The 24,531-nt window shown below is 60.1% G+C and carries 22 protein-coding genes and 2 tRNA genes; 8 read left to right on the top strand and 16 right to left on the bottom strand.

Annotated features, from left to right (window positions below):
- Positions 1-44 precede the first annotated feature (44 nt).
- The gene (locus VJ369_RS02460) at positions 45-1,307 is read left to right on the top strand and encodes a methyltransferase (protein ID WP_324090559.1); all 1,263 of its coding nucleotides are present in this window, start codon (positions 45-47) and stop codon (positions 1,305-1,307) included.
- 13 nt (positions 1,308-1,320) lie between these two features.
- Here the strand turns inward: VJ369_RS02460 and VJ369_RS02455 are convergent, their stop codons facing one another.
- The 6 genes from VJ369_RS02455 to VJ369_RS02430 all read right to left on the bottom strand — a co-directional run bounded on the left by VJ369_RS02455 (position 1,321) and on the right by VJ369_RS02430 (position 5,416).
- Complete coding sequence (locus VJ369_RS02455; protein ID WP_324090558.1) at positions 1,321-1,932, bottom strand: class I SAM-dependent methyltransferase; 612 nt, start codon at positions 1,930-1,932, stop codon at positions 1,321-1,323.
- A gap of 965 nt (positions 1,933-2,897) precedes the next feature.
- Positions 2,898-2,973 (bottom strand) — tRNA-Val (locus tag VJ369_RS02450).
- A 152-nt stretch (positions 2,974-3,125) separates the two neighbouring features.
- Positions 3,126-4,115 carry an LLM class flavin-dependent oxidoreductase gene (locus VJ369_RS02445; RefSeq protein WP_324090557.1) on the bottom strand — a complete coding sequence of 330 codons (990 nt, stop codon included), beginning with the start codon at positions 4,113-4,115 and terminating at the stop codon, positions 3,126-3,128.
- 252 nt (positions 4,116-4,367) lie between these two features.
- A tRNA-Val gene (locus VJ369_RS02440) sits at positions 4,368-4,443 on the bottom strand.
- 104 nt (positions 4,444-4,547) lie between these two features.
- A complete protein-coding gene (locus VJ369_RS02435) occupies positions 4,548-5,000 on the bottom strand; it encodes a redoxin domain-containing protein (RefSeq protein WP_324090556.1) in 453 nt (150 codons plus the stop codon).
- Positions 5,000-5,416 (bottom strand): DUF3052 domain-containing protein, encoded by a 417-nt coding sequence (locus VJ369_RS02430; protein ID WP_324090555.1) that lies wholly within the window; start codon positions 5,414-5,416, stop codon positions 5,000-5,002. The genes VJ369_RS02435 and VJ369_RS02430 overlap by 1 nt, the downstream gene beginning before the upstream one ends.
- A gap of 361 nt (positions 5,417-5,777) precedes the next feature.
- On the opposite strand from VJ369_RS02430, the gene aceE reads away from it, so the two are divergent.
- From aceE to VJ369_RS02395, 7 genes are all read left to right on the top strand, one after another.
- Positions 5,778-8,522, top strand: coding sequence for a pyruvate dehydrogenase (acetyl-transferring), homodimeric type (gene aceE, locus VJ369_RS02425; protein ID WP_324090554.1), 2,745 nt, complete (start codon positions 5,778-5,780; stop codon positions 8,520-8,522).
- A 110-nt stretch (positions 8,523-8,632) separates the two neighbouring features.
- Entirely contained in the window at positions 8,633-9,853 is a 1,221-nt protein-coding gene (locus tag VJ369_RS02420) for a helix-turn-helix domain-containing protein (RefSeq protein ID WP_324090553.1), read from the top strand.
- 172 nt (positions 9,854-10,025) lie between these two features.
- Positions 10,026-10,949: an ACP S-malonyltransferase gene (locus VJ369_RS02415; RefSeq protein WP_324090552.1), complete on the top strand. Its 924-nt coding sequence runs from the start codon at positions 10,026-10,028 to the stop codon at positions 10,947-10,949.
- Positions 10,950-10,957: 8 nt separating this feature from the next.
- Complete coding sequence (locus VJ369_RS02410) at positions 10,958-12,016, top strand: beta-ketoacyl-ACP synthase III (protein WP_324090551.1); 1,059 nt, start codon at positions 10,958-10,960, stop codon at positions 12,014-12,016.
- A gap of 133 nt (positions 12,017-12,149) precedes the next feature.
- A complete protein-coding gene (locus VJ369_RS02405; RefSeq protein WP_096255035.1) occupies positions 12,150-12,395 on the top strand; it encodes an acyl carrier protein in 246 nt (81 codons plus the stop codon).
- A 117-nt stretch (positions 12,396-12,512) separates the two neighbouring features.
- A complete protein-coding gene (locus VJ369_RS02400; protein ID WP_324090639.1) occupies positions 12,513-13,754 on the top strand; it encodes a beta-ketoacyl-[acyl-carrier-protein] synthase II in 1,242 nt (413 codons plus the stop codon).
- Between the two features lie 144 nt (positions 13,755-13,898).
- A complete protein-coding gene (locus VJ369_RS02395) occupies positions 13,899-14,474 on the top strand; it encodes a dihydrofolate reductase family protein (RefSeq protein WP_324090550.1) in 576 nt (191 codons plus the stop codon).
- 129 nt (positions 14,475-14,603) lie between these two features.
- On the opposite strand, the gene VJ369_RS02390 is transcribed toward VJ369_RS02395, so the two are convergent.
- The 10 genes from VJ369_RS02390 to VJ369_RS02345 form a co-directional block, all read right to left on the bottom strand.
- Positions 14,604-15,107, bottom strand: coding sequence for a DUF3145 domain-containing protein (locus tag VJ369_RS02390; RefSeq protein ID WP_324090549.1), 504 nt, complete (start codon positions 15,105-15,107; stop codon positions 14,604-14,606).
- A gap of 142 nt (positions 15,108-15,249) precedes the next feature.
- Positions 15,250-16,263, bottom strand: a complete 1,014-nt coding sequence (locus tag VJ369_RS02385; RefSeq protein WP_324090548.1) for a tyrosine recombinase XerC — start codon at positions 16,261-16,263, stop codon at positions 15,250-15,252.
- A gap of 5 nt (positions 16,264-16,268) precedes the next feature.
- On the bottom strand, positions 16,269-17,516 hold the full coding sequence (gene dprA / locus VJ369_RS02380; RefSeq protein WP_324090547.1) for a DNA-processing protein DprA: 1,248 nt from the start codon (positions 17,514-17,516) through the stop codon (positions 16,269-16,271).
- 9 nt (positions 17,517-17,525) lie between these two features.
- The gene (locus VJ369_RS02375) at positions 17,526-19,067 is read right to left on the bottom strand and encodes a YifB family Mg chelatase-like AAA ATPase (protein ID WP_324090546.1); all 1,542 of its coding nucleotides are present in this window, start codon (positions 19,065-19,067) and stop codon (positions 17,526-17,528) included.
- On the bottom strand, positions 19,064-19,423 hold the full coding sequence (locus VJ369_RS02370; protein ID WP_324090545.1) for a YraN family protein: 360 nt from the start codon (positions 19,421-19,423) through the stop codon (positions 19,064-19,066). The genes VJ369_RS02375 and VJ369_RS02370 overlap by 4 nt, the downstream gene beginning before the upstream one ends.
- A gap of 89 nt (positions 19,424-19,512) precedes the next feature.
- Positions 19,513-19,833, bottom strand: a complete 321-nt coding sequence (locus tag VJ369_RS02365) for a DUF2469 domain-containing protein (protein ID WP_096255025.1) — start codon at positions 19,831-19,833, stop codon at positions 19,513-19,515.
- 16 nt (positions 19,834-19,849) lie between these two features.
- On the bottom strand, positions 19,850-20,557 hold the full coding sequence (locus VJ369_RS02360) for a ribonuclease HII (RefSeq protein ID WP_324090544.1): 708 nt from the start codon (positions 20,555-20,557) through the stop codon (positions 19,850-19,852).
- Between the two features lie 3 nt (positions 20,558-20,560).
- Positions 20,561-21,259: a signal peptidase I gene (gene lepB / locus VJ369_RS02355; protein ID WP_324090543.1), complete on the bottom strand. Its 699-nt coding sequence runs from the start codon at positions 21,257-21,259 to the stop codon at positions 20,561-20,563.
- A gap of 169 nt (positions 21,260-21,428) precedes the next feature.
- On the bottom strand, positions 21,429-21,977 hold the full coding sequence (locus tag VJ369_RS02350) for a hypothetical protein (RefSeq protein WP_324090542.1): 549 nt from the start codon (positions 21,975-21,977) through the stop codon (positions 21,429-21,431).
- Between the two features lie 170 nt (positions 21,978-22,147).
- Positions 22,148-24,304, bottom strand: a complete 2,157-nt coding sequence (locus VJ369_RS02345) for an LPXTG cell wall anchor domain-containing protein (protein WP_324090541.1) — start codon at positions 24,302-24,304, stop codon at positions 22,148-22,150.
- Positions 24,305-24,531: the final 227 nt, after the last annotated feature.

Here is a 24,531-nt window from a genome sequence, read left to right as displayed (position 1 = left end):
AGAGCGCTGGTACTGCACCAGCGCTGGCGGAAAACTCCGTATCATTGTCTTTACCGGACTTCGCAGCACCATCGCTCGCGCGCGGTCAATCATTGGGTGAGCGCCACGACTCAACGAGGTACACCGCCATCGAGCACTCCCCCATCATTGCCGGCCAAACCCTGAGCTGGGAACACCAGGGAACTCGCACTTCCGCGACCTGGTGGTCGGCCAATGCGCGCCGAGCACCTAAAAATGTGGTGGTCGTGGATGACCGGCTCACCGCAGATGCCGCCATGCGCAACGCGGCGCGCGGCACCGCCATGCTCTGGTTGGGCGACTTCCACAATGCCAAGCAGATGCTCTCGGCCATCGATCGCCGGTTATCTAAGGCGGCCAGCGGCAAGTCTTCGCGCAAACCTCAATCCGACGCGGAAAAGTTCTATGCCATCCGCCAGGGGCGAGCTCAACGCTCGCGGATGATGTCGCTGATCTTAGTTCCACTGAATTGTGACACCGCCGACGGCGAGGCCGCGCTGGAACTGCCCCGGGCACCGCGCGTTGGCCCTGCAGTGGCATTTGGTTATCCGCAACAGGTCGCGTCCACTACACCCAGCGCAGTGGTCAGCCTCCAGGAACTCACCGGCGTGCTCAGCGCCTACCAGTGGTACATCAACGGCGTCGACGTGCCGGCACTAGGCCAGAAGATCCACCCCGGCTACGGCACATTCTTGCCCACCCGGCATGAGTATGTTGATCTGGTTGCCAAGGCGCCGCTGAACTGCGCCGAGCTGGCCTTTGACATCGGCACCGGCACCGGAGTCCTCGCGGCGATTTTGGTATCCCGCGGAGTGAAGTCCGTGATCGGCACCGACATCCATCAGCGCGCGGTGGATTGCGCAAACGACAACTTCGCGCGCCTGGCCATCGAGGATTCCGCCCGCGCCGAACTGACCAGCATGTTCCCTGCAGGCCGCGCGCCTCTGGTGATCTGCAATCCGCCCTGGTTGCCCGGAAGCGCGCCGACCACACTCGATGCTGCAGTGTACGATCCGGGAAGCAAGATGCTTTTGCAGTTTCTGCGCGGATTGCCCGAGCATCTGACGCAGGACGGCGAAGGCTGGCTGATCATTTCTGACCTGGCCGAGCTATTGGGCCTGCGCAGCCGCCAACTGCTCCTTGATGCCATCGACGACGCGGGTCTAGAAGTGGTCGACAGGATTGACACCCAGCCAACCCATGGGCGCGCCACCGATGATTCTGACATCCTTCATGCAGCACGCTCGCGGGAAGTCACCTCACTGTGGCGGCTGCGCACCAAGGCGTGAGCCTCGTCCGCGCTTAGCCGGCGCGGCCGAGTACCGCCACCAGGAAGTCATCAGCCGGAAGGTGGAACTGCCAGGTGGAGAAGCGCTGCTGCAGTTCGAGGCCGGCAGCTGCTGCATCGGCTTCAAAGTCTTCGAATTCGTAGTCGCGTCCCGCACCGAAGCCCACCACCAGGCGTCCCTCGGCTGCCAAATGCTCGCGCAGTTTCACTAAGGCAGGCAGCCGCTCGGATTGGGATAAAAAGGTGAGTACATTTCCGGCCGAGACGATCACGTCGAACTCAAGTGCGGCCGAAGAGTCATCGGTGAGCGTGAAGTCAGCTAGATTGCCAACCTCCCAACGCGCCTGCGGGTAATCCTCGCGGGCCACATCGATCAGGTGCTCATCCAGGTCGATGCCTACGACCTGATGCCCGCGCTGCGCCAGCCAGCCGCCGATTCGACCGGTACCGCATCCGGCGTCAAGGATTCGACTGCTGCGCTCTGCCATTGCATCGATGGTTCGCGCCTCGCCAAAAATATCGCGCCCTTCCTGCGCGAAGGTCCTCCAGCGCTGGGCAAAGTTCTGCGAGTGTTCGGGATTCGCTCGAGTGGCGGCGATCCATACGTTTTCTTCGGGAGCAGTCATAACTTCAGTTTCCCATGCAATCGAGGCGAAGCAACTTAGAAGGCATTTAGATCCAGGCGCAGTAAATCTGGAAGTTAGCCTGCGGGGAAGTTAAAGCCTTTAAAAGCCTGTGCCCGCGGTTGTGTGGCCAGAGCCCTAGATAGTGCAGCTGCCCAACGACGATGCCCGCATTCTGCGCAAAAGCTACAACACCGTGGCCATAGCGAAGATCCTTCAAGCGGCCTTGAAAATCGGATGGAATCAGAGTCGGCGCTGCGAATTCGTTCGCGTCAATTTCAGGGGGGACTAAGCACCCCCTCCTCGGCCTGGAGCATCAGACCGTGATTGGGATGCAAGAGCACATGGCCAAGTTCATGGAAGAACGTAAACTATAACTTTCCGTCGTCCTCACCACGCAGGGAGAGCGTGATCACCGGCGCACCGTGATACCACTGAGTGCACCCATGGGCGCGGGTTTCGGGAATTTCTGGGACACACAGCAGGCGGACACCAACCTTTGCCAGCCTCTGAATTAGTGTTTTTTGAAATGATGCGCCAGGAATGCGTGAGAGTTCTCGAAGTTCCGGGATCAGATTTCGCAGTTCCTCCACATAATAGGCCGTCTAGAGCGGATCGCTGGCTCCGATTTCCAGGTCGATCATTCTCAGCCAAGTTCGAATCGCTTCCGGTCGAACCTGATGGGCGGTGTACTCCCGAAAGGTCCGCAGGGGCTATCCTTGACGCTGCAACCCGGCGATGTCGCCGACTCCAAAGAACGCCATCAAGTCCCTGAGTGCAAGACCGGGCCGACACAATAAAGCGGTCACGCTTCCTGCAGCGCGCATATCCTTACTGCGCTCACCCATGCCACAAGTGCGTCGAACGCCCGCGCGGGAGCTTATCGCCAGTACTCGGCCAGTGCATCTTGGACACAACAAAAAACCCGCTTCCCCTCATCAAAAAGATGAGGTGAAGCGGGTTTTGCTTGGTGGGCCCTACCGGGATCGAACCGATGACATTCACGGTGTAAACGTGACGCTCTACCAGCTGAGCTAAAGGCCCTTACCATCGTTAGCCGAAGTAATAACTTCTTGCCAACAGGGAATAACTTTACTGGTGAAAGCGCATCGGCGCAAATCAGAATGCAGTGACGTGCATCTCCCGCGGAGCGATTCGATCTTTGCCCGCGGCGGATGCACTATTGCGTGAAAGTTTTAGAACCAAAGCTGCGCTAAAAGTTTCAGCGAGTGCTCGCGCACGGAGGAATCGAAGGCGTAGGTCGTCGTAATCAGTTCATCCGCACCGGTTCGCTGCACAAATGCATCCAGCTCGGCCTTGACCTTCGACGCACCACCGACGGCCTTGATCTTCAGCATCGGGTTACCCGTGTAGCCCTGGCCGGCCAGCACTTCTGGGTCTACCGGAGGCTGCAGCTTGCGCGATTTTCCGCGCAGCACATCTTGGAACATCTGCTCGATCACCGTGAATTCCCGTGCAGCTTCCTCGTCGCTGTCCGCCACCATCACGTTGATGCCTGCCATCACGTAGGGCTTATCGATCTGCGCCGTCACCGCTTCGGGGTTGAATGCGTCGCGGTAAACCTTCAGCGCGTGATCGATCTGCTCCGGGGCGAAGTGTGAGGCAATCGAAAACGGCAGCCCCAACTGACCGGCAATAGAGGCACCATTAACCGTAGAGCCAAGCACCCAAATCGGCACGTTCATACCTGCTGAGACGGCCGAGACAATCGGCATGCTGTGCGCCGTGCCGCTTTGCCCGAACCAGCCCTGCAAGTCATAAATGCTTCGCGCAAATTCTTGCGGCTCGGCTGATGAACGATTCAGCGCCTGCGCGGTCATACCGTCTGTTCCTGGCGCGCGGCCAAGGCCCAAGTCAATCCGATCACCATGCATGTTAGCTAAGGTGCCGTACTGCTCGGCGACCATCAGCGGAGCGTGGTTCGGCAGCATCACCCCACCTGAACCCACCCGGATCCGCTCGGTGACCGAGGCGGCCTGTGAAATGAGCAACGCCGTGGCGCTGGAGGCTAAGTTTGCCGTGTTGTGGTGTTCGGCAAACCATAGCCGATGGTAGCCGAGCTCATCCGCCAGCTGGGCGGCTTTCATCGACGCGGCAATCCCCTCGCGCGCGGTGGAGCCTTCAGAGATAGAGACAAGATCAAGAATGCTCAACGGGACAGGCAAATCGTTTCCTTAGGTTTGCAGTTTTGCAGAATCTACCCTGCAGAAAAATACTGACGCTCTTTAAGAACAACGAAGCCGAAGGGGAACCTATTCCACTGAACCTTGTGACGCTCCCCCGGTTTTTGGGCGTCTGAGCTAGACCTGCGAGGCGCACCACTGAGAGGGTGAATACCTTTTGGCTTAGCGTCGCTCAGCGCACAACAAAAAACCCGCTTCTCCTCATCGAAAAGATGGGGTGAAGCGGGTTTTGCTTGGTGGGCCCTACCGGGATCGAACCGATGACATTCACGGTGTAAACGTGACGCTCTACCAGCTGAGCTAAAGGCCCAAACCTTTATACTGTCTTGCATTTCTCCAAGCCAACGAGAGATAAATTTACCGGTTATTTCCTCTGCACGCAAATCGAGAACCGAATGCACCAGGAGAGCTGCGTCACTTCAAGCTTGTTATGACCTCTTGGTACGCTCTCAGGCTGCGCGGCTCGGTCATTGGACTACTAAAAATGTGGCGCACCACCCCGTCGATCAGATACAGCGAGTGGCGTGCAGCCACTCCCTTAGCCTCATCAAATGCGCCAGCCGCCCTGGCGACCGCACCATGCGGCCAGAAGTCGGCGAGGAGTTCGAACTCGATGCCAAGCTGCTCGGCGTAGCTGCGCAGCGTGAACTTATGGTCCACGGAGATCGCCACCACCCGGACGGCCGCGTCGAGAAATTCCTGGTGGTGTTCTTGAATTTGCGCCAGTTCAGATCCGCAGACGCGGGAAAATGCCCAGGGGTAAAAAACCACCAGCACCCTGCCCGAAGCGAGCTGGGTGCTGGTGATCGTTTCGCCGTACTGGTTTTCCAGCGAGAAATCGAACAGGCGTGAACCTGTTTCGATCATTAGTTCTTCTTGCGTGGTGCTAGACGGATGGCGGACCAATCCTCTGAGACACCCTCAGTTGTAGTGACATGAAGCCCCGCGGTGGGAGCATCCTGTTGAATCTGGGTTGGGGACACGTGTCCGCTACGACCCTGTTTAGGGGTAAGCAGCCAGACAATGCCACCTTCATCAAGGCATTCCAATGAATCCATCAGAGCGTCGACTAAGTCACCGTCGCCGTCGCGCCACCAGAAAATGACTGCGTCGACTACGTCGTGGTCTTCTTCGGTGAGCAAATCTGAACCGATCAGGTCCTCGATAGCATCACGAAGACCGAAGTCCACGTCTTCGTCATAGCCCAGTTCCTGAATAAGGTCTTCATCTTTGAAACCCAAGTTCTTAGCGGGTTCCAGGTTTGCCGATACGGCGTCGCTCACTTCATTCCTCCTGCTGTTACAAAGCGTTACTAACAACAAAACACTCTTTTGTCTTCCCATTCAAGCGCTAAGGACGTAACACGCCGGTAATTCTATCGCGAGAACACGTGACTCACGTCATCCTTACATGAGCATTATGCACCTAGCTCCTGTACCGAGTTGCATATGTCACTCTATAAGTCAGATTTAAGGGCTTTTTGAGTCTAAAAACTGTACTTTTCACATCTCTATAAGAACTAGAGTATGGGTTGAAACGAGATGCACACGTCACTCAAGCGCACAGCTCTCGTAGTCCCAACCCGTCACACGGTCCGAAACTCAGACCAACGTGCCGGAGCCGCAATTCAATCAAGGAGCTTCCGTGGCTGTAGAGGAACACATCTCCCAGATCCGTAGTGGTTTGACTTACCAGCTTTCAGATCGGGATCCTGAGGAAACTCAGGAATGGCTGGACTCATTCGACTCACTGGTCGAATCCCAGGGCACCGAACGTGCTCAGTTCATCATCCGCTCGCTGCTGCAGCGTGCCGGCGCCAAGTCCGTTGGCGTCCCGATGGTGACCACCACCGACTACGTGAACACGATTCCGGTGGATCAGGAACCAGAATTCCCGGGCGATGAGTCCGTAGAACGCCGTTTCCGCGCGTACATGCGCTGGAACGCAGCCATCATGGTGCACCGCGGCCAGCGCCCAGGCGTCGGCGTCGGCGGACACATCTCCACCTACGCAGGCGCAGCCACCTTGTACGAGGTGGGCTTCAACCACTTCTTCCGCGGCAAGGACCACCCGGGCGGCGGCGATCAGGTCTTCTTCCAGGGCCACGCATCCCCAGGCATGTACGCCCGCGCCTTCCTCGAAGGACGCTTGAGCGAAGAAGATATGGACGGCTTCCGCCAGGAGAAGTCCCAGGAAGGCCACGCACTGCCTTCCTACCCGCACCCACGTTCGATGCCGGACTTCTGGCAGTTCCCGACCGTGTCCATGGGTATCGGCCCGGCAAACGCCATCTACCAGGCACAGCTGAACCGCTACATCCACAACCGCGGCATCAAGGACACCAGTGACCAGCACGTCTGGGCCTACCTGGGCGACGGCGAAATGGACGAGCCAGAGTCGCGCGGCTTCTTGCAGCTTGCTGCCAACGAAAAGCTGGACAACCTGACCTTCGTGATCAACTGCAACCTGCAGCGCCTGGACGGACCGGTGCGCGGTAACGGCAAGATCATGCAGGAACTTGAGGCATTCTTCCGCGGAGCGGGCTGGAACGTCATCAAGGTGGTTTGGGGCCGCGAGTGGGATGCCCTGCTCGAAGAAGATCCAAACGGCGCCCTGGTCGACGTCATGAACCAGACCCCGGATGGCGACTACCAGACCTACAAGGCCGAGTCCGGCGCGTTCGTCCGCGAGCACTTCTTCGGCCAGCGTCCGGAAACCAAGGAACTCGTCGCGGATATGACCGACGACGAAATCTGGAACCTGAAGCGCGGCGGCCACGACTACCACAAGGTCTACGCGGCCTATAAGGCAGCGACCGAGTTCAAGGGCAAGCCGACGGTCATCCTGGCCAAGACGGTCAAGGGCTACGGCCTGGGCACGCACTTTGAGGCGCGTAACGCGACCCACCAGATGAAGAAGCTGACCCTGGAGGACCTCAAGGGCTTCCGCGATCACCTGCGCATCCCGATCAGCGACGAGCAGCTCGAAGCCGATCCATACCTGCCGCCGTACTACCGCCCGGGCAATGACTCGGCGGAGTACAAGTACATGATGGAACGCCGCAGCGAACTGGGCGGAGCGGTGCCAACGCGCCGCAAGGAAACCAGCTCCAAGATCCACCTGCCAGGCGACAAGGCCTACGCCTTCGCCAAGCGCGGTTCGGGCAAGCAGCAGGCAGCGACCACCATGGCCTTTGTGCGTCTGCTCAAGGACCTGATGCGCGACAAGGACTTCGGCCACCGCATCGTGCCGATCGTGCCCGATGAGTCGCGCACCTTCGGTATGGACTCCTTCTTCCCAACCGCCAAGATCTACAACCCTGCCGGACAGAATTACCTGTCGGTAGACCGTGATCTGGTGCTGGCTTACAAGGAGTCCCCTGCCGGCCAGCTGATCCACCCGGGCATCAACGAGGCCGGCGCCGTAGCGGCCTTCACCGCCGCCGGCACCAGCTACTCCACGCACGATGAACCGCTGATCCCGATCTACGTGTTCTACTCGATGTTCGGTTTCCAGCGCACCGGTGACCAGTTCTGGGCCGCCGCGGACCAGATGACCCGTGGCTTCATCATTGGCGCCACCGCAGGACGCACCACGCTGACCGGCGAAGGTCTGCAGCACGCGGACGGCCACTCGCCGTTGCTGGCGGCGACCAACCCGGCAGTGGTCGCCTACGACCCGGCCTACGGTTACGAGATCGGGCACATCATGCGCTCGGGCCTTGACCGCATGTACGGCGGCACGCACCCGGATCCAAACGTGATGTACTACATCACCGTGTACAACGAGCCGATCAGCCAGCCTGCCGAGCCTGAAAACGTTGACGTTGAAGGCATCGTCAAGGGTATCTACCTGCTGAAGGAAGCGACCACCGATGGGCCGCGCGCCCAGCTGCTCGCCTCCGGCGTGGCGCTGGCGTGGGCTATCGAGGCCCAGCAGATCCTGGCCGAGGAGTGGGGTGTGTCCGCCGATGTCTGGTCGGTCACCTCCTGGAACGAATTGGCCCGCGAGGGTCAGCTCGCCGACGACAAGGTGCTCGTTGATCCATCCAAGGACCGCCCGGTTCCGTTTGTGACCTCCAAGCTGCAGTCCACCACCGGTCCGGTCATCGCGACCTCCGACTACATGCGTGCGGTGCCGGAGCAGATCCGCCCTTACGTGCCAGGTGAATTCCACACCTTGGGCGCGGACGGATTCGGCTTCTCGGACACCCGTGCTGCGGCGCGTCGATTCTTCAAGATCGACTCGCACACCCTGGTAGTGAAGACCCTGGCCTCGCTGGCAGAACGCGGCGAGATCCCAGCCGATACCGCGGTGAAGGCTCACGCAAAGTACGACCTGAACAACCCGAATGCCGGAACTTCCGGCAACGCGGGCGGCGACGCGTAAGTGACGCGCAGCTAGTTCTCGTTTGTTTGGCGGGCGCCAAGCCACCTGATCCCAGGTGGTTTGGCGCCCGCCGGCGTTTAACTACCGGCGCGTAGGCACATTTTTTGCGTATGCTTGAAACCATGAGTCCTCAGGTCGAGCCCGCATCGGGTGTGCGCTCGCGCGCTGTGCGAGTGCCCAAGCCCACCGCAGAAACTATTCGCCGGCTCAAAAGCCACCTGGGCGTGCTGTCCACCACGGCGCTGAAATACCTGGACCAGTCCCTGCCCTGGTACCGCTCCTTGGAGCCCGCCGAACGCGCGGCCTTGGGGCTCGTGGCGCAAAAGGGCATCTCCACCTTTGTCACCTGGTACGAGGAACCCGAATCCACTCCGGCCTGGGTGATGAACGACGTCTTCGGCGCCGCCCCGAGCGAGCTGACCCGCTCCATCTCGCTGCAAAAGGCCCTGGCGCTGCTGCGCACCATCGTGGAGGTTGTCGAATCACAGGTGCCGGATATCGCCGCCGAAAACGAACAGGCGCAACTGCGCGAGGCGGTCCTGCGCTACTCCCGCGAGGTGGCCTTCGCCGCCGCCGACGTCTACGCCCGAGCCGCCGAGACCCGGGGCGCCTGGGACTCACGCTTAGAAGCGCACGTGGTGGATGCGGTGCTGCACGGGGAATCCCAGGACTCGCTGTCCTCGCGGATCGCGGCGATCGGCTGGAAGTCGCAGAAGAACATCCGCATTATGGTCGGCGCGACCCCGTCCTCCAGCTCGGTGACCTTCGTCGCGGCGCTGCGCCGGGTGGCGCAACGCTACGCCAGCGACTCGCTGGTGGGGGTGCTTGGAGACCGGGCGATCCTGATGCTTTCGGACACCAAATTTGAGGAAGCGGACCTGACCCGTTTTGCCCGGTTCTTCGGCCCCGGGCCGATCGTCTATTCCCCGCTGGCGGCCACGGTCAGCCAGATGCATACCGCCGCGAGCGCCGCGGTGGCAGGCTACGGCGCGGCGCGCGCCTGGGAGCAGGCGCCGGTGCCGGTCGACGCCGATGACCTGTGGCCCGAGCGGGTCTTTAACGGGGACCCGCTGGCCCGCACCGCGCTGATTGAACGCGTTTACCAGCCGCTGGTGCACGCCGGCAACGGGCTGCTGCAGACGCTGTCCAGTTATCTTGCACTCGGCCATTCGCTGGAAGGCACCGCGCGCGAGCTCTTTGTGCACGCCAATACCGTGCGCTACCGGCTCAAGCGGGTTTCCGAGGTGACCGGCTGGGATCCTTTGGTGGCGCGTGACGCATTTGTGCTGCATAGCGCACTGGTGCTCGGCCGGCTGAACGAAGCGGGCTGAACCAGGTAATTTTATGGGGAACACACAGTCCCCGGAACGCAACACAGGCGCTTTACATGGGTTTTTATCGTGGCCTTACGCTAAGCTTTTGTAGAGTTCCTACAAAGAGCCACCTCGAGCTTGGTACCGAAATACCGCGCGTGAAGCCACAACTATTTGGAAAGCTGTAAGAGTGTTAGCAATCGTTTGCCCCGGACAGGGCTCCCAGACCCCAGGTTTTCTCACCGACTGGCTCGAAGTTGATGGCGTTCGCGACCATTTAACTGCGCTGGGCGACATCACCGGGCGCGATCTTCTCGCCCACGGAACCACCTCCGACGAGGAGACCATCAAGGACACCGCCGTCGCGCAGCCCTTGATCGTCGCCGCCGGACTGGTCACCGCCCGTGCACTCTTCGGCGAATCCTTACCTGCCGGCGCGATCCTTGCCGGACACTCGGTGGGCGAAATTACCGCCTCCGCCTTAGCCGGCGCACTGAGCGAAACCGACGCACTGACTTTTGTGCGCACACGCGCCAACGCCATGGCTCAGGCAGCAGCCACCACCCCCACCGGCATGGCCGCGGTACTTGGTGGAGACCCCGATGAGGTCCTGGCCAAGCTCAGCGAGCTCGGCTTGACCCCAGCCAACGCCAACGGCGGCGGACAGACGGTCGCGGCCGGTACCCTGGAACAGCTTGAAGCTCTGGTGGCCAACCCGCCAGCGAAGGCCCGCGTGATCCCGTTGAAGGTTGCAGGCGCCTTCCACACCAGCCACATGCAGCCGGCCGTAGGCGTTCTTGAAGAGCTTTCCGCCAGCCTGTCCCCGCACAACCCGCAGCTAACCTTGCTCTCCAACTTCGACGGCGCGCCGGTGACCGACGGAGAGGCGAACCTCGCCTCGCTGGTCGCTCAGGTCTCCCGCCCGGTGCGTTGGGACCTGTGCATGGAAACCCTGGGTGCTCAAGGCGTCACCGGAGTGCTCGAACTTGCTCCGGCCGGCACCCTGGTGGGTCTGGCCCGCCGCGGACTGAAGGGCGTCAAAACCCTCGCGCTGAAGAGCCCGGCAGAGTTGGATGCCGCCCGCGAATTCATCGCCGAGCACACCGGGGCCTAGGAACCATCATGACCGCGCAGCTACTTACCCCCACCCCGAACGCGTATAGCGCGATTCTGGGCACCGGGTCCTTCGTCCCCGATGTGGTGGTGACTAATGACGATGTCTGCCAGTGGATCGACTCCTCCGATGAGTGGATCCGCCAGCGCACCGGCATCATCACCCGGCACCGCGCCGATGCGAACACCTCGGTGCTGGATATGGCTCAAAGCGCGGCGCAAGCGGCCCTTGAGGACGCCGGAATCAGCGCCGCGCAGCTCGATACGGTCATCGTGGCCACGGTGACCTTCCCGCATGCCACCCCGTCGGCGGCCGCGGCTCTTGCTGACCGGCTCGGCGCCACTCCGGCTCCGGCCTATGACATTTCCGCGGCGTGCGCCGGGTACTGCTATGCGATCGCCCAGGCGGACGCGTTGGTACGTTCCGGGCTAGCTCAGCACGTGCTGGTGGTGGGCGTGGAGAAACTCTCGGATTACATCGACAATTCCGAGCGCACCATTTCCTTCCTGCTTGGCGATGGCGCCGGGGCGGTCATCGTCGGCGCTTCACCGGTTCCGGGGATTTCCCCGTCGGTGTGGGGTTCCGACGGCTCCAAGTGGAACGCGATCAGCATGACCCACTCACAAGTTGACTTGCGCGATTCGCTGCCCGGCGCCAATGAGCTGCTTGAATCGGCCGTTGACGAACCGCTCGAAGAGCTGGCTAACCCGTGGCCGACGCTGCGCCAGGACGGCCAGACAGTGTTCCGCTGGGCGGTCTGGGAAATGGCGAAGATGGCCCGCCAGGCATTAGCCGAGGCCGGACTGCAGGCTGGCGATTTGGCCGCATTCATCCCGCACCAGGCGAATATGCGCATCATTGATGAGCTCGCCAAGCAGCTGAAACTACCCGAAACGGTGCTCGTCGCCCGGGATATTGCAGAAAACGGGAACACCTCTGCGGCCTCCATTCCGATGGCGATGGACCGCATGCGCCGGGCGCATCCGGAGCTTTCGGGCAAATTTGCCTTGCAGATTGGTTTTGGCGCCGGGCTTGTCTTCGGCGCTCAAATAGTCCTCCTGCCCTAAGCTTTAAACCGAAGGCGAAAGCCTGCGCCCAACAGCGCGTAAAATTTTACTCAGACCGGCACCGCCCGACACCGGGTGCGCGCCACACACAATGGCTGGAATCCTCCGGCACAATCAGAAAAGGAGCCATTCCATGGCTAGCACCGAAGAAATCCTGGCGGGCCTCGCCGAAATCGTTAACGCCGAGACCGGCCTGGACGTTGCAGACGTGCAGATGGACAAGTCCTTCACCGAAGACCTGGACATCGACTCGATCTCGATGATGACCATCGTCGTTGAGGCAGAAGACAAGTTCGAGGTGAAGATCCCGGACGAAGAGGTCAAGAACCTGAAGACCGTGGGCGACGCAGTAAACTTCATCGCCGCAGCACAGGCCTAAGCAGTTTCGCCGCGCCCTTGGTGCGGCACACCGTCGTGTGGGCAAGCCACACGCACGGGCCGGTACGTCAAGCCGGCCCCCCACAATTTTTTTTACCGCCCAGTAGAGAGTTTGATGATGGCGCGCAAAGTAGTGATCACCGGTCTCGGAGCCACAACCCCTATCGGTGGGGACGTCCCCACCCTCTGGGAGAACGCCCTTAAGGGTGTCTCCGGCGCCGCCACCTTGACCGATTCCTGGGTGGAGGAATACCAGCTGCCCGTCACTTTCGCAGCGCGCGCCTCGGTCCCAGCCACCGAGGTGCTCTCCCGTGTGGAAGCCAAGCGGATGGATCCATCCACGCAGTTCGCCGTGGTTGCCGCGCGCGAAGCGTGGAAGGACTCCGGAATCGAAGAGATCGACCGCAATAAGCTTGCAGTCGCCTTCGCCACCGGCATCGGCGGCGTCTGGACTTTGCTCGACGCGTGGGACACCCTGCGTGAAAAAGGTCCACGCCGTGTCTTGCCAATGACCGTTCCGATGCTGATGCCAAACGGCCCAGCCGCCGCGGTCTCCTTGGATCTGGGTGCCGCCGCCGGCGCTCACACCCCGGTTTCTGCCTGTGCCTCGGGCACCGAAGCGATGCATGTAGGTATGGAACTGATCCGTGCCGGCAAGGCAGACGTAGTAGTGGTCGGTGGCGCGGAAGCAGCCATTCACCCGATGCCGATCGCTGCATTCTCCTCGATGCAGGCGCTCTCGCGCAGCAACGACAACCCGCAGGGCGCTTCACGCCCCTATGACATCGACCGTAATGGCTTTGTGATGGGTGAGGGCGCCGGCGCACTGGTGCTGGAAGCCGAAGAGCACGCACTGGCCCGTGGCGCACGGATCTACGCCGAACTTGCAGGCACCTCGGTGACCGCAGACGCGTACCACATCACCGCACCGGACCCACAGGGTTTGGGTGCGACCCGCGCCCTGAAGGCAGCGATGTTTGACGGCCTGATTCAGCCAGAAGACGTGGTCCACGTCAACGCGCACGCAACCTCCACCCCGGTGGGCGACAAGCCTGAATACACCGCGTTGAAGGCAGCCCTGGGCGATCACCTGGATAACGTGTGGGTTTCGGCGACCAAGTCGCAGATGGGTCACTTGCTCGGCGCTTCGGGCGCAGTGGAGTCCGTGCTGACCACCTTGGCGATTTACCACCGCCTGGCTCCGGTAACCATCAACCTGGATAATCAGGATCCGGAGATTCCATTGAAGGTTGTCACCGGCGAGCCTGCGAAGCTTCCTGCTGAGGGAAGCATCGTGGCACTGAACAACTCCTTCGGTTTTGGTGGACACAACGCAGTGGTTGCTATCCGCAGCGTCTAGTTTTTGCTTGAACCGGTGATGACGGGGTGCCTGCTGCAACGCAGCAGGCACCCCGTCATTGCTTTAAGTTCTTAGGCTACGATCACTAGTAGCAAAACCTATGTGCACCGGCTGAAGCCACCGCGGAAGAAGGAAGATACTGCCATGCGCCAACTGATTGTCACCGCGTTCACCTCGCTCGACGGAGTGATGGAGGCCCCGGGAGGTGAACCCGGTTATCACAACGCCGGCTGGACCATGTCCAGTGTGGAATTTGATCCGGCCGCCTACGAGCTCAAGGGCAGCGAACAAGATGAGGCCGAAGCGATGGTGCTGGGCCGAGTCAGCTATCAATCTTTCGGCACGGTGTGGCCATCGATGGATGAGCAGTTCCCGCAATACAATGCCATGCCCAAATATGTGGTGAGCACGTCATTGCATGAGAACCAGCTGGTCGATGGGTGGGGTGAAACCCAGATCCTGCGTTCGGCCGCCGAAGTGGCGAGGCTGCGGGCCGGCGAGGGCGGCCCGTTGATTGTGCACGGCTCGGCAACCCTGGTGCATTCCTTGCAGGAGCATCAGCTCATCGACAGGTATCACCTGCTGGTGTTCCCGGTGCTGCTGGGATCGGGCAAGCGGCTTTTCAGCGAGGCCTCGTTGGCTACGCAGAAGCTGCAACTGGTGGATTCTGCCGTGTACTCCAACGGTATTCAAAAGAACGTCTACGACGTCGTTCGCTAAGAGTCTCAGCGTACACAAACGGGATCCCGAAACTTCTTCGGGATCCCGTTTTTCTGCGGTAACACCCCGCACCACCGGGGATTTACTCGGGAAGACTTATTCGGTCTCCCCAGACTTATGAACCAGTTGTTATACCACCTGGTTGAGCCATCGAACAGGTGCATCGTCACCTGCATGGCGGAATGGTTCAAGTTCTTCATCCCAGGCTTCGCCGAGGGCAATAGACATTTCTTGGAAAAAGACCGAGGCATTGCCGTCGCCCTTTTCATAGGCCCAGCGGATGCGTTCTTCGCTGACCATAATGTTGCCGGCGACATCCATGGTCGCATGGAAAATGCCCAGATCCGGGGTGAACGACCAGCGGCTTCCATCGCAGCCTTGACTTGGGTCTTCGGTGACTTCAAAACGTAGATGCTGCCATCCGCGCATTGCGGTGGCCAGGCTGGCACCGGTACCTTGCACACCAGTCCAGGTAATTTCGGCACGCCGAAGTCCAGGAGCCACGTGCTGGTCACTCCAGTCCATCTTGACTGGTTGGCCGAGCACCTCCTGAATGGCCCACTCCAGATGTGGGCACAACGCGGCAGAGGCCGAGTGAATATAAATCACGCCTCGCGTCATCGATGCAGACATGCCATCCTCCGTTACGGTGTTGATCGTCTTCCCCTACGTCAACCTCGCCGAAGTGCAGTACTTACCGACAAGTACCATTTTGCCCGAAGAACGAGACTTTCGCCAGCCGTCGAGCCAATACCTATAGATTTCAACCAAACGCTCAGGCCCGCGGATGGGCCTGGCGGTAACTTTGACGTAACCTGTCCACCGAGACGTGAGTGTAGAGCTGAGTGGTAGCCAACGAGGAGTGCCCTAAGAACTCTTGTACCGCGCGGAGATCCGCGCCTCCATCGAGCAAATGAGTGGCCACGGTATGGCGTAAAGCATGTGGCCCACTAGCCGAGGTATCCCCCAGCGATTTCAGGGCTTGAGCGATGACTTCACGCGCCTGCCTGACATTCAGCCGCCCGCCACGAGCACCCACCAGCAATGCGCCACCGGTTTCCTCAAGCGCCAGAACTTTGCGGTGATTGCGTAGCCAATGATTGATCACTCGTTCGGCCGGTTTGCCAAATGGGACCACACGTTCCTTGTTTCCCTTACCCACTACGCGCACGGTTCGTCGTTCAAAATCAATGTCAGCAATATCGAGCGAGACAAGCTCGCTGATGCGCAACCCCGATGCGTAAAGCAGTTCCGCAATGACCCGATCCCGGGATGCCAAAGCAATGCGTTTTTGCTCCGCCACAATTTCCGCTTTGCTCAGCGCCGCGGCTGGTTCGCCGCCCGCAGGGTCAGCCTTGTGAGAATCTGATGCCGGTTCGCTGAGCAAACGATCAATCTGGCCGGCCTGCAATACGTGGGGCAACCGCTGTTCTTTTTTCGGTGCCACCAAACGCAACGCAGGATCCTTGGCTACCACCTTGTGTTTGAGCGCCCACGCAAAGAAGTTTTTGACCGAGGAGATCCGGCGGGCGATGGTGGTGCGTGAAATCTGCGCTTCGTGCAGAAGTGCCAACCAGTCACGCAACATCTGGACGGTGACATCCGACAGACGTTGAACGTGCGCTTGTCCCGCCAAAAATTCGGCCATCAGCCGCAGATCCACACCATAGGCACGCAAGGTGTTTTCGCTGCGTGCACGCTCGAGCCGCAGATAGTCCAGGTAGTCGGCGATCGGCTCGCTGATAGCTAACGGGACTTGTGGCACTTCGGTGGCTGGGTCGGGCTTCATCCCTTTCAATTTACCGCGTTTTTCACCGATAAACTTCGACGGCTCACCAGCCTGAACTGTGTCCCGTTGGACTCCGCAACGCCTAAGCGTTGAAGCACGCTCAATGCACGCAGGGTTTCTAAGATCGGGATCCCGCTCAACGCAGAAATTTCATCGGGCACGTGGCCTTGCACAAAATTCATCACGTCATAAATCATTGACTGAGTTTTGGTCACCGAATCCAACGGACGTTCCTGACTATCAACTACTTGAACCTGATCTCCAACTGGTTCGGCCGGCACACCGAGCAGCTCGAGCACGTCGCTGGTACTAGTCACCAGCGCGGCAGTTCCTGCGGCGAGCAGCCTGTGGGTGCCAGCCGAGTTGGGCGAAAAAATGCTGCCGGGCACCGCAGCTACTTCTCGGCCGAGCTCTACGGCATGGTTCGCAGTGTTCAGCGCCCCCGAGCGATGACGGGCTTCGGTGACGACGGTGAGTCTGCTCAAAGCCGCGATGAGCCGGTTGCGGTTCAGGAACCTGAACCTAGTCGGCGCGGTGCCCGGTGGAACTTCGGAGAGCAAAAGCCCCGAGTGGACGATCTGACGTAATAATGACTCGTTGCCGGCCGGATAGGGTTTGTCCGCTCCCCCGGCCAGGATTGTAATTGTTGGGTAACTAGGCAGGTCTGGATCTGCGACGGAGAGGGCTGCACGGTGGGCGCTCGCGTCGATGCCGTATGCACCTCCGGATACTATCGAAAACCCGCGCAGTGTCAGTTTCCGCGCCAATTCGAACGTGACCTGGTGACCGTAGTCGCTGGAGTCGCGTGAACCGACGATGGAGATGCAGCGTGCAAGCTGTAGTTCGCCCAGTAATTCTGGACGCGCTGTGCGCCACCACAGGCACAAGGGTTTGCCCAGCCCCAGATCATCAAGTTGAGAGGGCCACCGTGGATCTTCTGCGGTGAGCAGTCCGCCATCCAGTGCGGCGATGGTGTCTAACGCGAGGTGCGGGTTGCTGAAACCGAGGCGTTTGCGCCAGCGGGTCAGCGCTACCGGCAGGCTCAGCGCTTTATTAGAGCCGGAACTCTCGCCGAGGATCTCGCTCAGTTGGGTGTTCAGTGATCCGGGCACGTGGTCTTGGCGGTGAATGAGAGCTAATAGTTCGCTGGGGCTCATCAGTTGCAGCAGGGCGTTGGCAGCGTAATCGTTGGGTTCAATCAGGGTGTTGAGTTCTGCAAAGCACAATAGCTGTGCGGTGTCTGGGCTAGACATGATCCGCTCCTATCTCGGGTCGAGGTTTTGTCGAAAATGCAGGGCGGCGTCCAGATCATCGACCGTGGGCGCACCATGGTCTTGCTGATCCGCGACGGTCCAGGCCACGCGCAACATACGGTCTAGACCACGGGCCGAGATCTCATGGCTTTCACCGATCAATTCCAAGGCCCGTTGAGTGGCCATGGGGTAGTGCAATTCGTGGCGCAAGATTTTTGCGCTCAGCCGGGCATTGCAGTTCAATCCCCAGGGTTCTAAACGGACAGCCGCCAAATGCCGGGCGGCAAGCACCCGGGTGCGCACGGTGGCGCTGGATTCGGCCGCCTCTCGGCCAAGCAATTGCTGGCCGGTCAGCGCGTTCATCTTCACCTGCAGGTCGATCCGGTCAAGCAGTGGCCCGGAAAGTTTGGAGAAGTAGCGCCGTCTGGCGTTGGGAGTGCAGGTGCACCCGGTCCCGCTGCCAAAATTGCGTCCACAGGGACACGGGTTCGCGGCCAAGATCAGCTGAAACCGTGCCGGAAGCTGCTGATGGCCACTGGCCCGGGCCAAATTGATATGCCCCTCTTCCACCGGTTGGCGCAGTGCGTCGAGCACCCCTGCACGAAATTCGGTCGCCTCATCGAGGAAGAGAATTCCGGCGTGGGCCCGGGTGATGGCGCCAGGTCTGATATTGCGGCTACCACCGCCGAGCAGTGCCGCGCTGGAGGCGGTATGGTGCGGGGCAATAAAGGGGGCGGTGTTTTGCAACTTGGTAATCCCACCCTGTCCACCGCGGGTGATGGAATCGATCGCGGTGGCTTCTAAGGAGTCGGCAACGTCCAGTGGTGGCAGGATGCCGGGCAGGCACCGGGCTAGTAAGGTTTTTCCCGCTCCTGCGGGGCCAACCATAATGAGGTGGTGTCCTCCGGCGGCGGCGATTTCCAACGCGAGTTTCGCTTCATACTGCCCGTTGACCAAGTTCAGATCTTGTGAAATCTCGGATTCCTCGGGTAGCTGCGCTGCTTCCGGACGTTGGTGACGTAGGTAGGTGCGAATACTTTCCGGCGGCGCCCCACACATCACCAGTACCTGACCCAGATGCTGGGCTCCGGTGATGCGCACCCCGGGAACCAGCCTGGCTTCGGCCTCGTTCGCGGCAGCGACAAAGACGTGCCGATAGCCGTTGTGTACGGCGAAGCGCACCGCGGGTAATACTCCTGCCACCGGGCGCAGTGTGCCGTCCAGGGCCAGTTCGGCCAGGAAGATCGTGTCGCTGGGGATGGTCAGCATTCCGTCGGCGGCCAGCGCGGCGATGACGATGGCCAGGTCGAAACCTGAGCCAAATTTCGGCAGCGTCGCCGGGGACAAATTCACCGTGAGTTTCCGGTTCGCCAGGGGCAGACCGGTATTGCGGGCTGCGGCTTTGATGCGTTCGCGGGCTTCGTTCAGCGAGGCGTCGGGCAAGCCGAGGATCAGGAAGCCGGGGATTCCGTTGCCCAGATCCGCTTCCACGTCGATGAGTGCCGGTTGCACCCCGTGCAGCGCCACCGCAGCGGTGCGGGCTACGCTCATGAGGCCACCTGCTCATGATGCTGGCAGTGAAAACCGTCGGACTGCGGGTAAACCTCGATGACGTCGATGCGTAGCTGGCCGACGTAGCGGCCGCGGGCTTTGCCCCACGTCAGGAGCAGGCGTTGCAGGCGGCGGTATTTGGTGGGGGTGATCGCCTCAAAGCCGGTGCCGAAGTTGGTGGTGCTGCGCGTTTTGACCTCAACGGCGAGCACGAAGTCGTTCGCATCGGCGGCGATCAAATCCAGTTCCCCGATTTTGCAGCGCCAGTTGCGTTCTAAGATTCGGTAGCCGTGGGCGCAGAGGTAGTCGGCGGCAGCTTGTTCTCCGCGTGCACCAAGTAATTGCTGTTGATTCATCGTAGGCATCCTTGAAAGTCCGTGTAGACCTTCAGCATCAACGATGTCTGGGCGACGAGGAGTGTCCCCGGTACCAGCTGTGGAAAAGATTAGCCGCCCAGTCCCTCCTTGGGGATCTGCAGCTCGTCGCGGTTCAGCTCTTCGACGTTAACGTCCTTGAAGGTGAGCACCTTGACGGTTTTCACGAAGCGGCCCTGGCGGTAGATGTCCCAGACCCACGCGTCGGTCAGGTTCAGCTCGAAGTACACCTCGCCCGAATCGGTCAACGTTTTCACGTCCACCTGATTGGCTAGGTAAAAGCGGCGTTCGGTTTCCACCACGTAATTAAACAGCCCGACGACCGCCTTGTACTCGCGGTACAACTGCAATTCGAGGTCTGATTCGTAGTTTTCGAGGTCTTCGGCTGCCATGGTACGTCCTTCGTCTCTAGGCTTTACCTTCGGCCTTTTGGGGTTTGGAAGTCAAGTTCCAACTTTTGCGGTGCAGGTCGCAGGGGCCCAGTTGTTCAATGGCCGCCCGGTGAGCTGCGGTGGCGTAGCCCTTGTTGATCTCCCAGCCGAAGGCCGGGTATTCGGTGGCGGCCTGAGCCATCAGCCCGTCACGTTCAACTTTTGCCAGGATCGAGGCGCCGGCGATCGACTGGCAGGTCATGTCGCCTTTGATCAGGGTGCGCACCGGGATGTGCAGTCCGGCCGGTTCGCGGTCATCGGCCAACAGGTCAAAGAGGTCTTGCTCCGGCGCCGATAGCCAGTCGTAGCTGCCATCGAGCAATACAACCTCTGGGGCGATCGTGCACTGGGCGACGGCGCGGGTGCCGGCGAGCCGCAGGGCTGCGGTGACTCCGAGCTGATCGATCTCCGCCGCACTGGCGTGGCCTACCCCGTAGCCGGAGGCCCAGGCACGGACCTGCGGCACCAGCTCTTGGCGGCGTGCCGGGGTGAGCAGTTTTGAATCGCGCAGTTCACCGAATTCGGGAACCGCTGCGATGTCGATGACGGTGATGCCCACGGTAATCGGCCCGGCCAATGCGCCGCGGCCCACCTCGTCCACGCCGCCGATGTAGCGCGCGCCGTGTGCGGCTGCCAAGGCCCGTTCGTGATCGAGGGTGGTCGGCTGTCCTTTGCTGGTGGCCATCGCTTACTGCGCCGCCGGAACGTTGGCGAAAACTTCCTCGTGGGTGTCGACGGTTCCGAAGCGGTCCAGCGGCCAGGAAATCAGCGAGGCGCGGCCCTGCACCGAGTCGAGGTCCACAAATCCGCCTTGCACGTCCACGTGGAAGCGGGAGTCCGCGCTGGCGCCGCGGTGATCGCCCATCACCCAGATTTTGCCTTCGGGTACGGTCACGTCGAACTGGATGTCGCTCGGTGAATCGCCGGCATAAATGTAGGGTTCGGTGATTTCTTCGCCGTTGATGGTCAGTTTTCCATCCGCCGAGCAGCATTCGACCTTGTCCCCCGGCATGCCGATGATGCGCTTAACCAGGTACTGCTCGTCACCCGCGGGCAGGATGCCTACCCAGGACAGCGCGTTTTCCAGTCCCGTGGGGGTGGTTTCCAGCGGCGGCAGCCACTGGTGGTCGTCGCGGAAGACCACCACGTCGCCGCGTTCGAGCTCAAAGGGGCCAGGAGTCATCAGGTTCGCGAAGATGCGGTCGTTGATCTGCAGCGTGTTTTCCATCGACCCGGACGGGATGTAGTAGGCGCGGAAGAAGAAGGTTTTGATCAAGAGCGACAACGCGATAGCGATGACCAGGATGATCAGTATTTCGCGGACAAACCGCCAAAGCCGGTAAATCGGGCCCCGCGCTGGGGGTACTTCTGCGGATTCGGCGCTCACGTTTTCTTTGTTACCTTTCAGTGTCCTGCGTTGCCTCCATCTTACGTGGCCGACGCTGACTTCGGTCTCAGGTGCAAAGGTGTGTGGATGCCGGGTTTGGCGCAGGTGGCGCTAGGCATGCCAAAGCCGGCCACATGATGCTGTGTGGCCGGCTTCGGGTAGTGCGAAATTAGTTGGCGCGGGTGGCGATGCCGCCGCTCTCGGTGAAGTCCACTGGGATCTGCCCCAGTGGCTTGTCCGCATCGAGTTGTTTCTTGATATCATCCATGTGGCTGGTGTCCACCTGCAAGGTCAGCCCGCCATTTTGCGGGTTGAGCGTGTAACCGTGGATTGCGGTGTTCAACGGGGCTTCGAGCCCGGCCTGCCACTTCATGACATCCTGGATGCCTTGACGCAGATCGTCTGTCGAATAGTTGACCAGGTGGGGCTGCGCTCCGGCGTCTTCGATGACCTTCATCTGGCTCTCGTCGGTGGTGGAGACGTTCAACTTGCCGTCTTCGATCCAGCCCTGCACATAGGAGCCGCCCAAGGTGGCCGAGAGTGAGTCATTGGTTTCTAGCAGGGCGTTTTGATCCACAACATTCTCGCTGCTGGTAGGTTCGGCTGATCCTTCGCCGCTGGTGCTTGCCTGGCCGCAGCCGGAGAGCATCAGCCCTGCAACCACAGCGGTGGAAGCCAGCGCGAGTGAGCGTTGAGCCAGTGGGGATTTCTTGATCATTGGGTACTACCGCCTCTTGGTCAGTTCGATCACCTAGGAAGATGATATCTACGGATCTGCAAAGTTTTCGGTGAGGCACATGTGTGCCAAGTGAAAGTGCCCCGCTACCGGGCAGGTAACGGGGCACTTTCGGGTTGCTGCCGAAGCTACAACCGCTTAGGGATTATCCCTTAGCTGTGGCGGCGGTTTCCGCGGCGGAACAGCAGGAACAATGCGCCTACAAGAGCCAGGGCTCCACCAGCGGCGATCAGTGGGACAGTGCTGGCACCGGTATCGGCCAGCGGGTCCTTCTTCTCAGGCGACTTGGATGGAGTCTGGTCATCGTTCTTCGGAGCCTCGGTTGGCTCGTCGGATTCGGTTTCGGTTGGCTTAGCCGACTCGGTTGGAGTTGCAGACTCGGTAGGCTTCACGGTTGGCTTAGCCGACTCGGTAGGCTTCACGGTTGGCTTAGCCGACTCGGTTGGAGTTGCAGACTCGCTTGGCTTCTCCGTTGGAGTTGCAGTCGGGGTAGCTGACTCGGTAGGCGTTGCCGTAGGAGTAGCTGACTCGGTAGGCGTTGCCGTAGGAGTAGCAGTCGGCGTTGGCGTTGGCTCTGGAGCAGCAACGATAACCGAACCGGTACCCTTGGTCGACTTGTTGAATCCGTTGGCAGCGGTCATATCGAAAGTGACCTTGCCTTCGGTGTCAGGCGCTGGGAAGGTAAAGGTGCCGTTAGCCGAGACCTTCACGCTCTTGTACAGCTTGCCATCAACAACGACGCGTACGGTGGTGCCCGCAGAAGCGCCCGCTACCTTACCCGTGATGGTTGCGCCTGGCTTGACCTCAGCGCCAACCTCAGGTGAAGTCTGAGCAGGGGTTTCAACATAGAACTTCACCGTGTAACCCTTGGTGTAGTTCTTGGCCATAACATCAGACAGCGAGGTGTAGAACGCCAAATCATCAGCGTTGTTTTCGACGCCATCTTCGCCACCGGAGTTAGCGGAGTTGATGCCCACAGCCTTGTTTCCCTGAAGCACAGCTCCACCGGAGTCACCCTGATCCAAGATGCTCTGGTTCGGGTTCTTCGCGGTGTAGCCCCAGACGGCGCGAATGTCGTCGTTGTAGCCACCAACGAAGAACATGCCTTCGCCGAGAATTTCTGAACAGCTCCAGCCGGTGGTGCGACCCACCGAGCAGGTATCTGCACCAATAACAGCCTTGGAAACACCCTTAACCTTGATGGTCTTGGAGCGCTCGTCAGCACCCGCCGGCCACTGTGCAACCTCTGGGTGCAGGGTCAGCTTGGTATTGATGTTGTCGATGACGGCGATATCGGTGCCTGGCTCTGCCTTGTCCAGTTCTTCCTGGGTCAGGTCCGGGGTGATAGGCACGCCGTAGTGGTTTGGTCCGCCGAACTGGCTGAAACCGAAGGTACCCAGCTCATTGCTGATCCCCTGGGTCTCGCCTGGAGCACCATGTTCAACGACAAAGGTGTTCTTGAATGCACCATCTTCAGTGCAGTGCCCAGCGGTGAGAACCGCGTCGATACCCTTAGGGTTCCATGCATTAAAGCCAATGGAGCAAAGGCCTTCAACGTTGTCGCCGGTGCGCGCTGCGCCGTAGCCCATGCCACCGTAGATGTCAGTCAGTGCGGCAGTCTTAGCCTTGGCGCCTTCCACGAGCTTGACGTTGCTAGCTTCCTTGGCGAATTCCTCCAAGGTGAGCAGCTCTTCGGCGGCCTTGGTGGAAGTTGCCTTCGGGGTTGCCTTCTTCTCGGTCTTTGCCGGGCCACCAGCAACGATTTCGAATGGCTTACCTGCGCCGGTGTTCATGATCGCGGTCAGGCGAGTCATTTCGACTGGGGCTACATTGTCGCGAAGTTCGTCGTAGACGTCCTTCACATTAGCAATCTTGCCAACTTCAGCATTGATCTTCAGGCTAACTGCCTTTGGAGCGATGCTAGCGGCAACGATCTTCTCGGCCTTCTTGGCATCCTTGGAGCCAACCTCAACTTCGGCCTTGCCGTCCTTGACGCTGGACTTGGTCTTAATGCCCTTGTCCTCAAGTTTCTTGGTGACTTCAGCAACGGTGTCGTTTGCCTTCGAGTCTTCCAAGTACTGCTCAGGCGACTTCTTCAGGTCGCGCTTGATGGCTTCGTCAAGTCCCTTGGTGTCTACAGCGACATCAGTGGCCGACGGCGTAGCGCTCGGGCTCTGCGAAGGTGCTGGAGTGGATTCAGCCTTATCGGCTGCGACTGCGGGAGCAATAAAGCTACCGCCAACCACCAATGCGGTGGCTGCAGCAGCGACAATGCCGCGCTGCGCAGTCTTGTTCTTTGGTTTTGGCATTAAAGCTTCTCCCAGTTATGTGGTGCGATCGTTTGAAGGTCGCATCCGTCTCCGGGCGCACTTCAAAGCAGTGTGTTGTTACCAAATTGAAACAATATCGGCTTTTGATACTCGGATTCAAGGACCCGCGTCCACCAATGGGAGAAATCTAGCCACGGAAACGCCCTTGTCATTCGAGCATCGAGAGGCTTCACGGCGCAGAATGCTTGAATTGACGCTTTAGTTTA

This window comes from Glutamicibacter sp. (assembly GCF_035257265.1).
Lineage (GTDB): Bacteria > Actinomycetota > Actinomycetes > Actinomycetales > Micrococcaceae > Glutamicibacter.
The sequence above is the reverse complement of the archived record's forward strand: the minus strand, read 5'-3'. Positions and strand labels throughout refer to the sequence as shown.

Bases quoted from the DNA above. Each gene is read 5' to 3' on its own strand.
- VJ369_RS02455 (WP_324090558.1), bottom strand. From the start codon at position 1,932: ATGACTGCTCCCGAAGAAAACGTATGGATCGCCGCCACTCGAGCGAAT.
- VJ369_RS02435 (WP_324090556.1), bottom strand. From the start codon at position 5,000: ATGATCGAAACAGGTTCACGCCTGTTCGATTTCTCGCTGGAAAACCAG.
- VJ369_RS02420 (WP_324090553.1), top strand. From the start codon at position 8,633: ATGCTTGAAACCATGAGTCCTCAGGTCGAGCCCGCATCGGGTGTGCGC.
- VJ369_RS02410 (WP_324090551.1), top strand. From the start codon at position 10,958: ATGACCGCGCAGCTACTTACCCCCACCCCGAACGCGTATAGCGCGATT.
- VJ369_RS02405 (WP_096255035.1), top strand. From the start codon at position 12,150: ATGGCTAGCACCGAAGAAATCCTGGCGGGCCTCGCCGAAATCGTTAAC.
- VJ369_RS02400 (WP_324090639.1), top strand. From the start codon at position 12,513: ATGGCGCGCAAAGTAGTGATCACCGGTCTCGGAGCCACAACCCCTATC.
- VJ369_RS02395 (WP_324090550.1), top strand. From the start codon at position 13,899: ATGCGCCAACTGATTGTCACCGCGTTCACCTCGCTCGACGGAGTGATG.
- VJ369_RS02390 (WP_324090549.1), bottom strand. From the start codon at position 15,107: ATGTCTGCATCGATGACGCGAGGCGTGATTTATATTCACTCGGCCTCT.
- VJ369_RS02385 (WP_324090548.1), bottom strand. From the start codon at position 16,263: ATGAAGCCCGACCCAGCCACCGAAGTGCCACAAGTCCCGTTAGCTATC.
- dprA (WP_324090547.1), bottom strand. From the start codon at position 17,516: ATGTCTAGCCCAGACACCGCACAGCTATTGTGCTTTGCAGAACTCAAC.
- VJ369_RS02375 (WP_324090546.1), bottom strand. From the start codon at position 19,067: ATGAGCGTAGCCCGCACCGCTGCGGTGGCGCTGCACGGGGTGCAACCG.
- VJ369_RS02370 (WP_324090545.1), bottom strand. From the start codon at position 19,423: ATGAATCAACAGCAATTACTTGGTGCACGCGGAGAACAAGCTGCCGCC.
- VJ369_RS02365 (WP_096255025.1), bottom strand. From the start codon at position 19,833: ATGGCAGCCGAAGACCTCGAAAACTACGAATCAGACCTCGAATTGCAG.
- VJ369_RS02360 (WP_324090544.1), bottom strand. From the start codon at position 20,557: ATGGCCACCAGCAAAGGACAGCCGACCACCCTCGATCACGAACGGGCC.
- VJ369_RS02350 (WP_324090542.1), bottom strand. From the start codon at position 21,977: ATGATCAAGAAATCCCCACTGGCTCAACGCTCACTCGCGCTGGCTTCC.
- VJ369_RS02345 (WP_324090541.1), bottom strand. From the start codon at position 24,304: ATGCCAAAACCAAAGAACAAGACTGCGCAGCGCGGCATTGTCGCTGCT.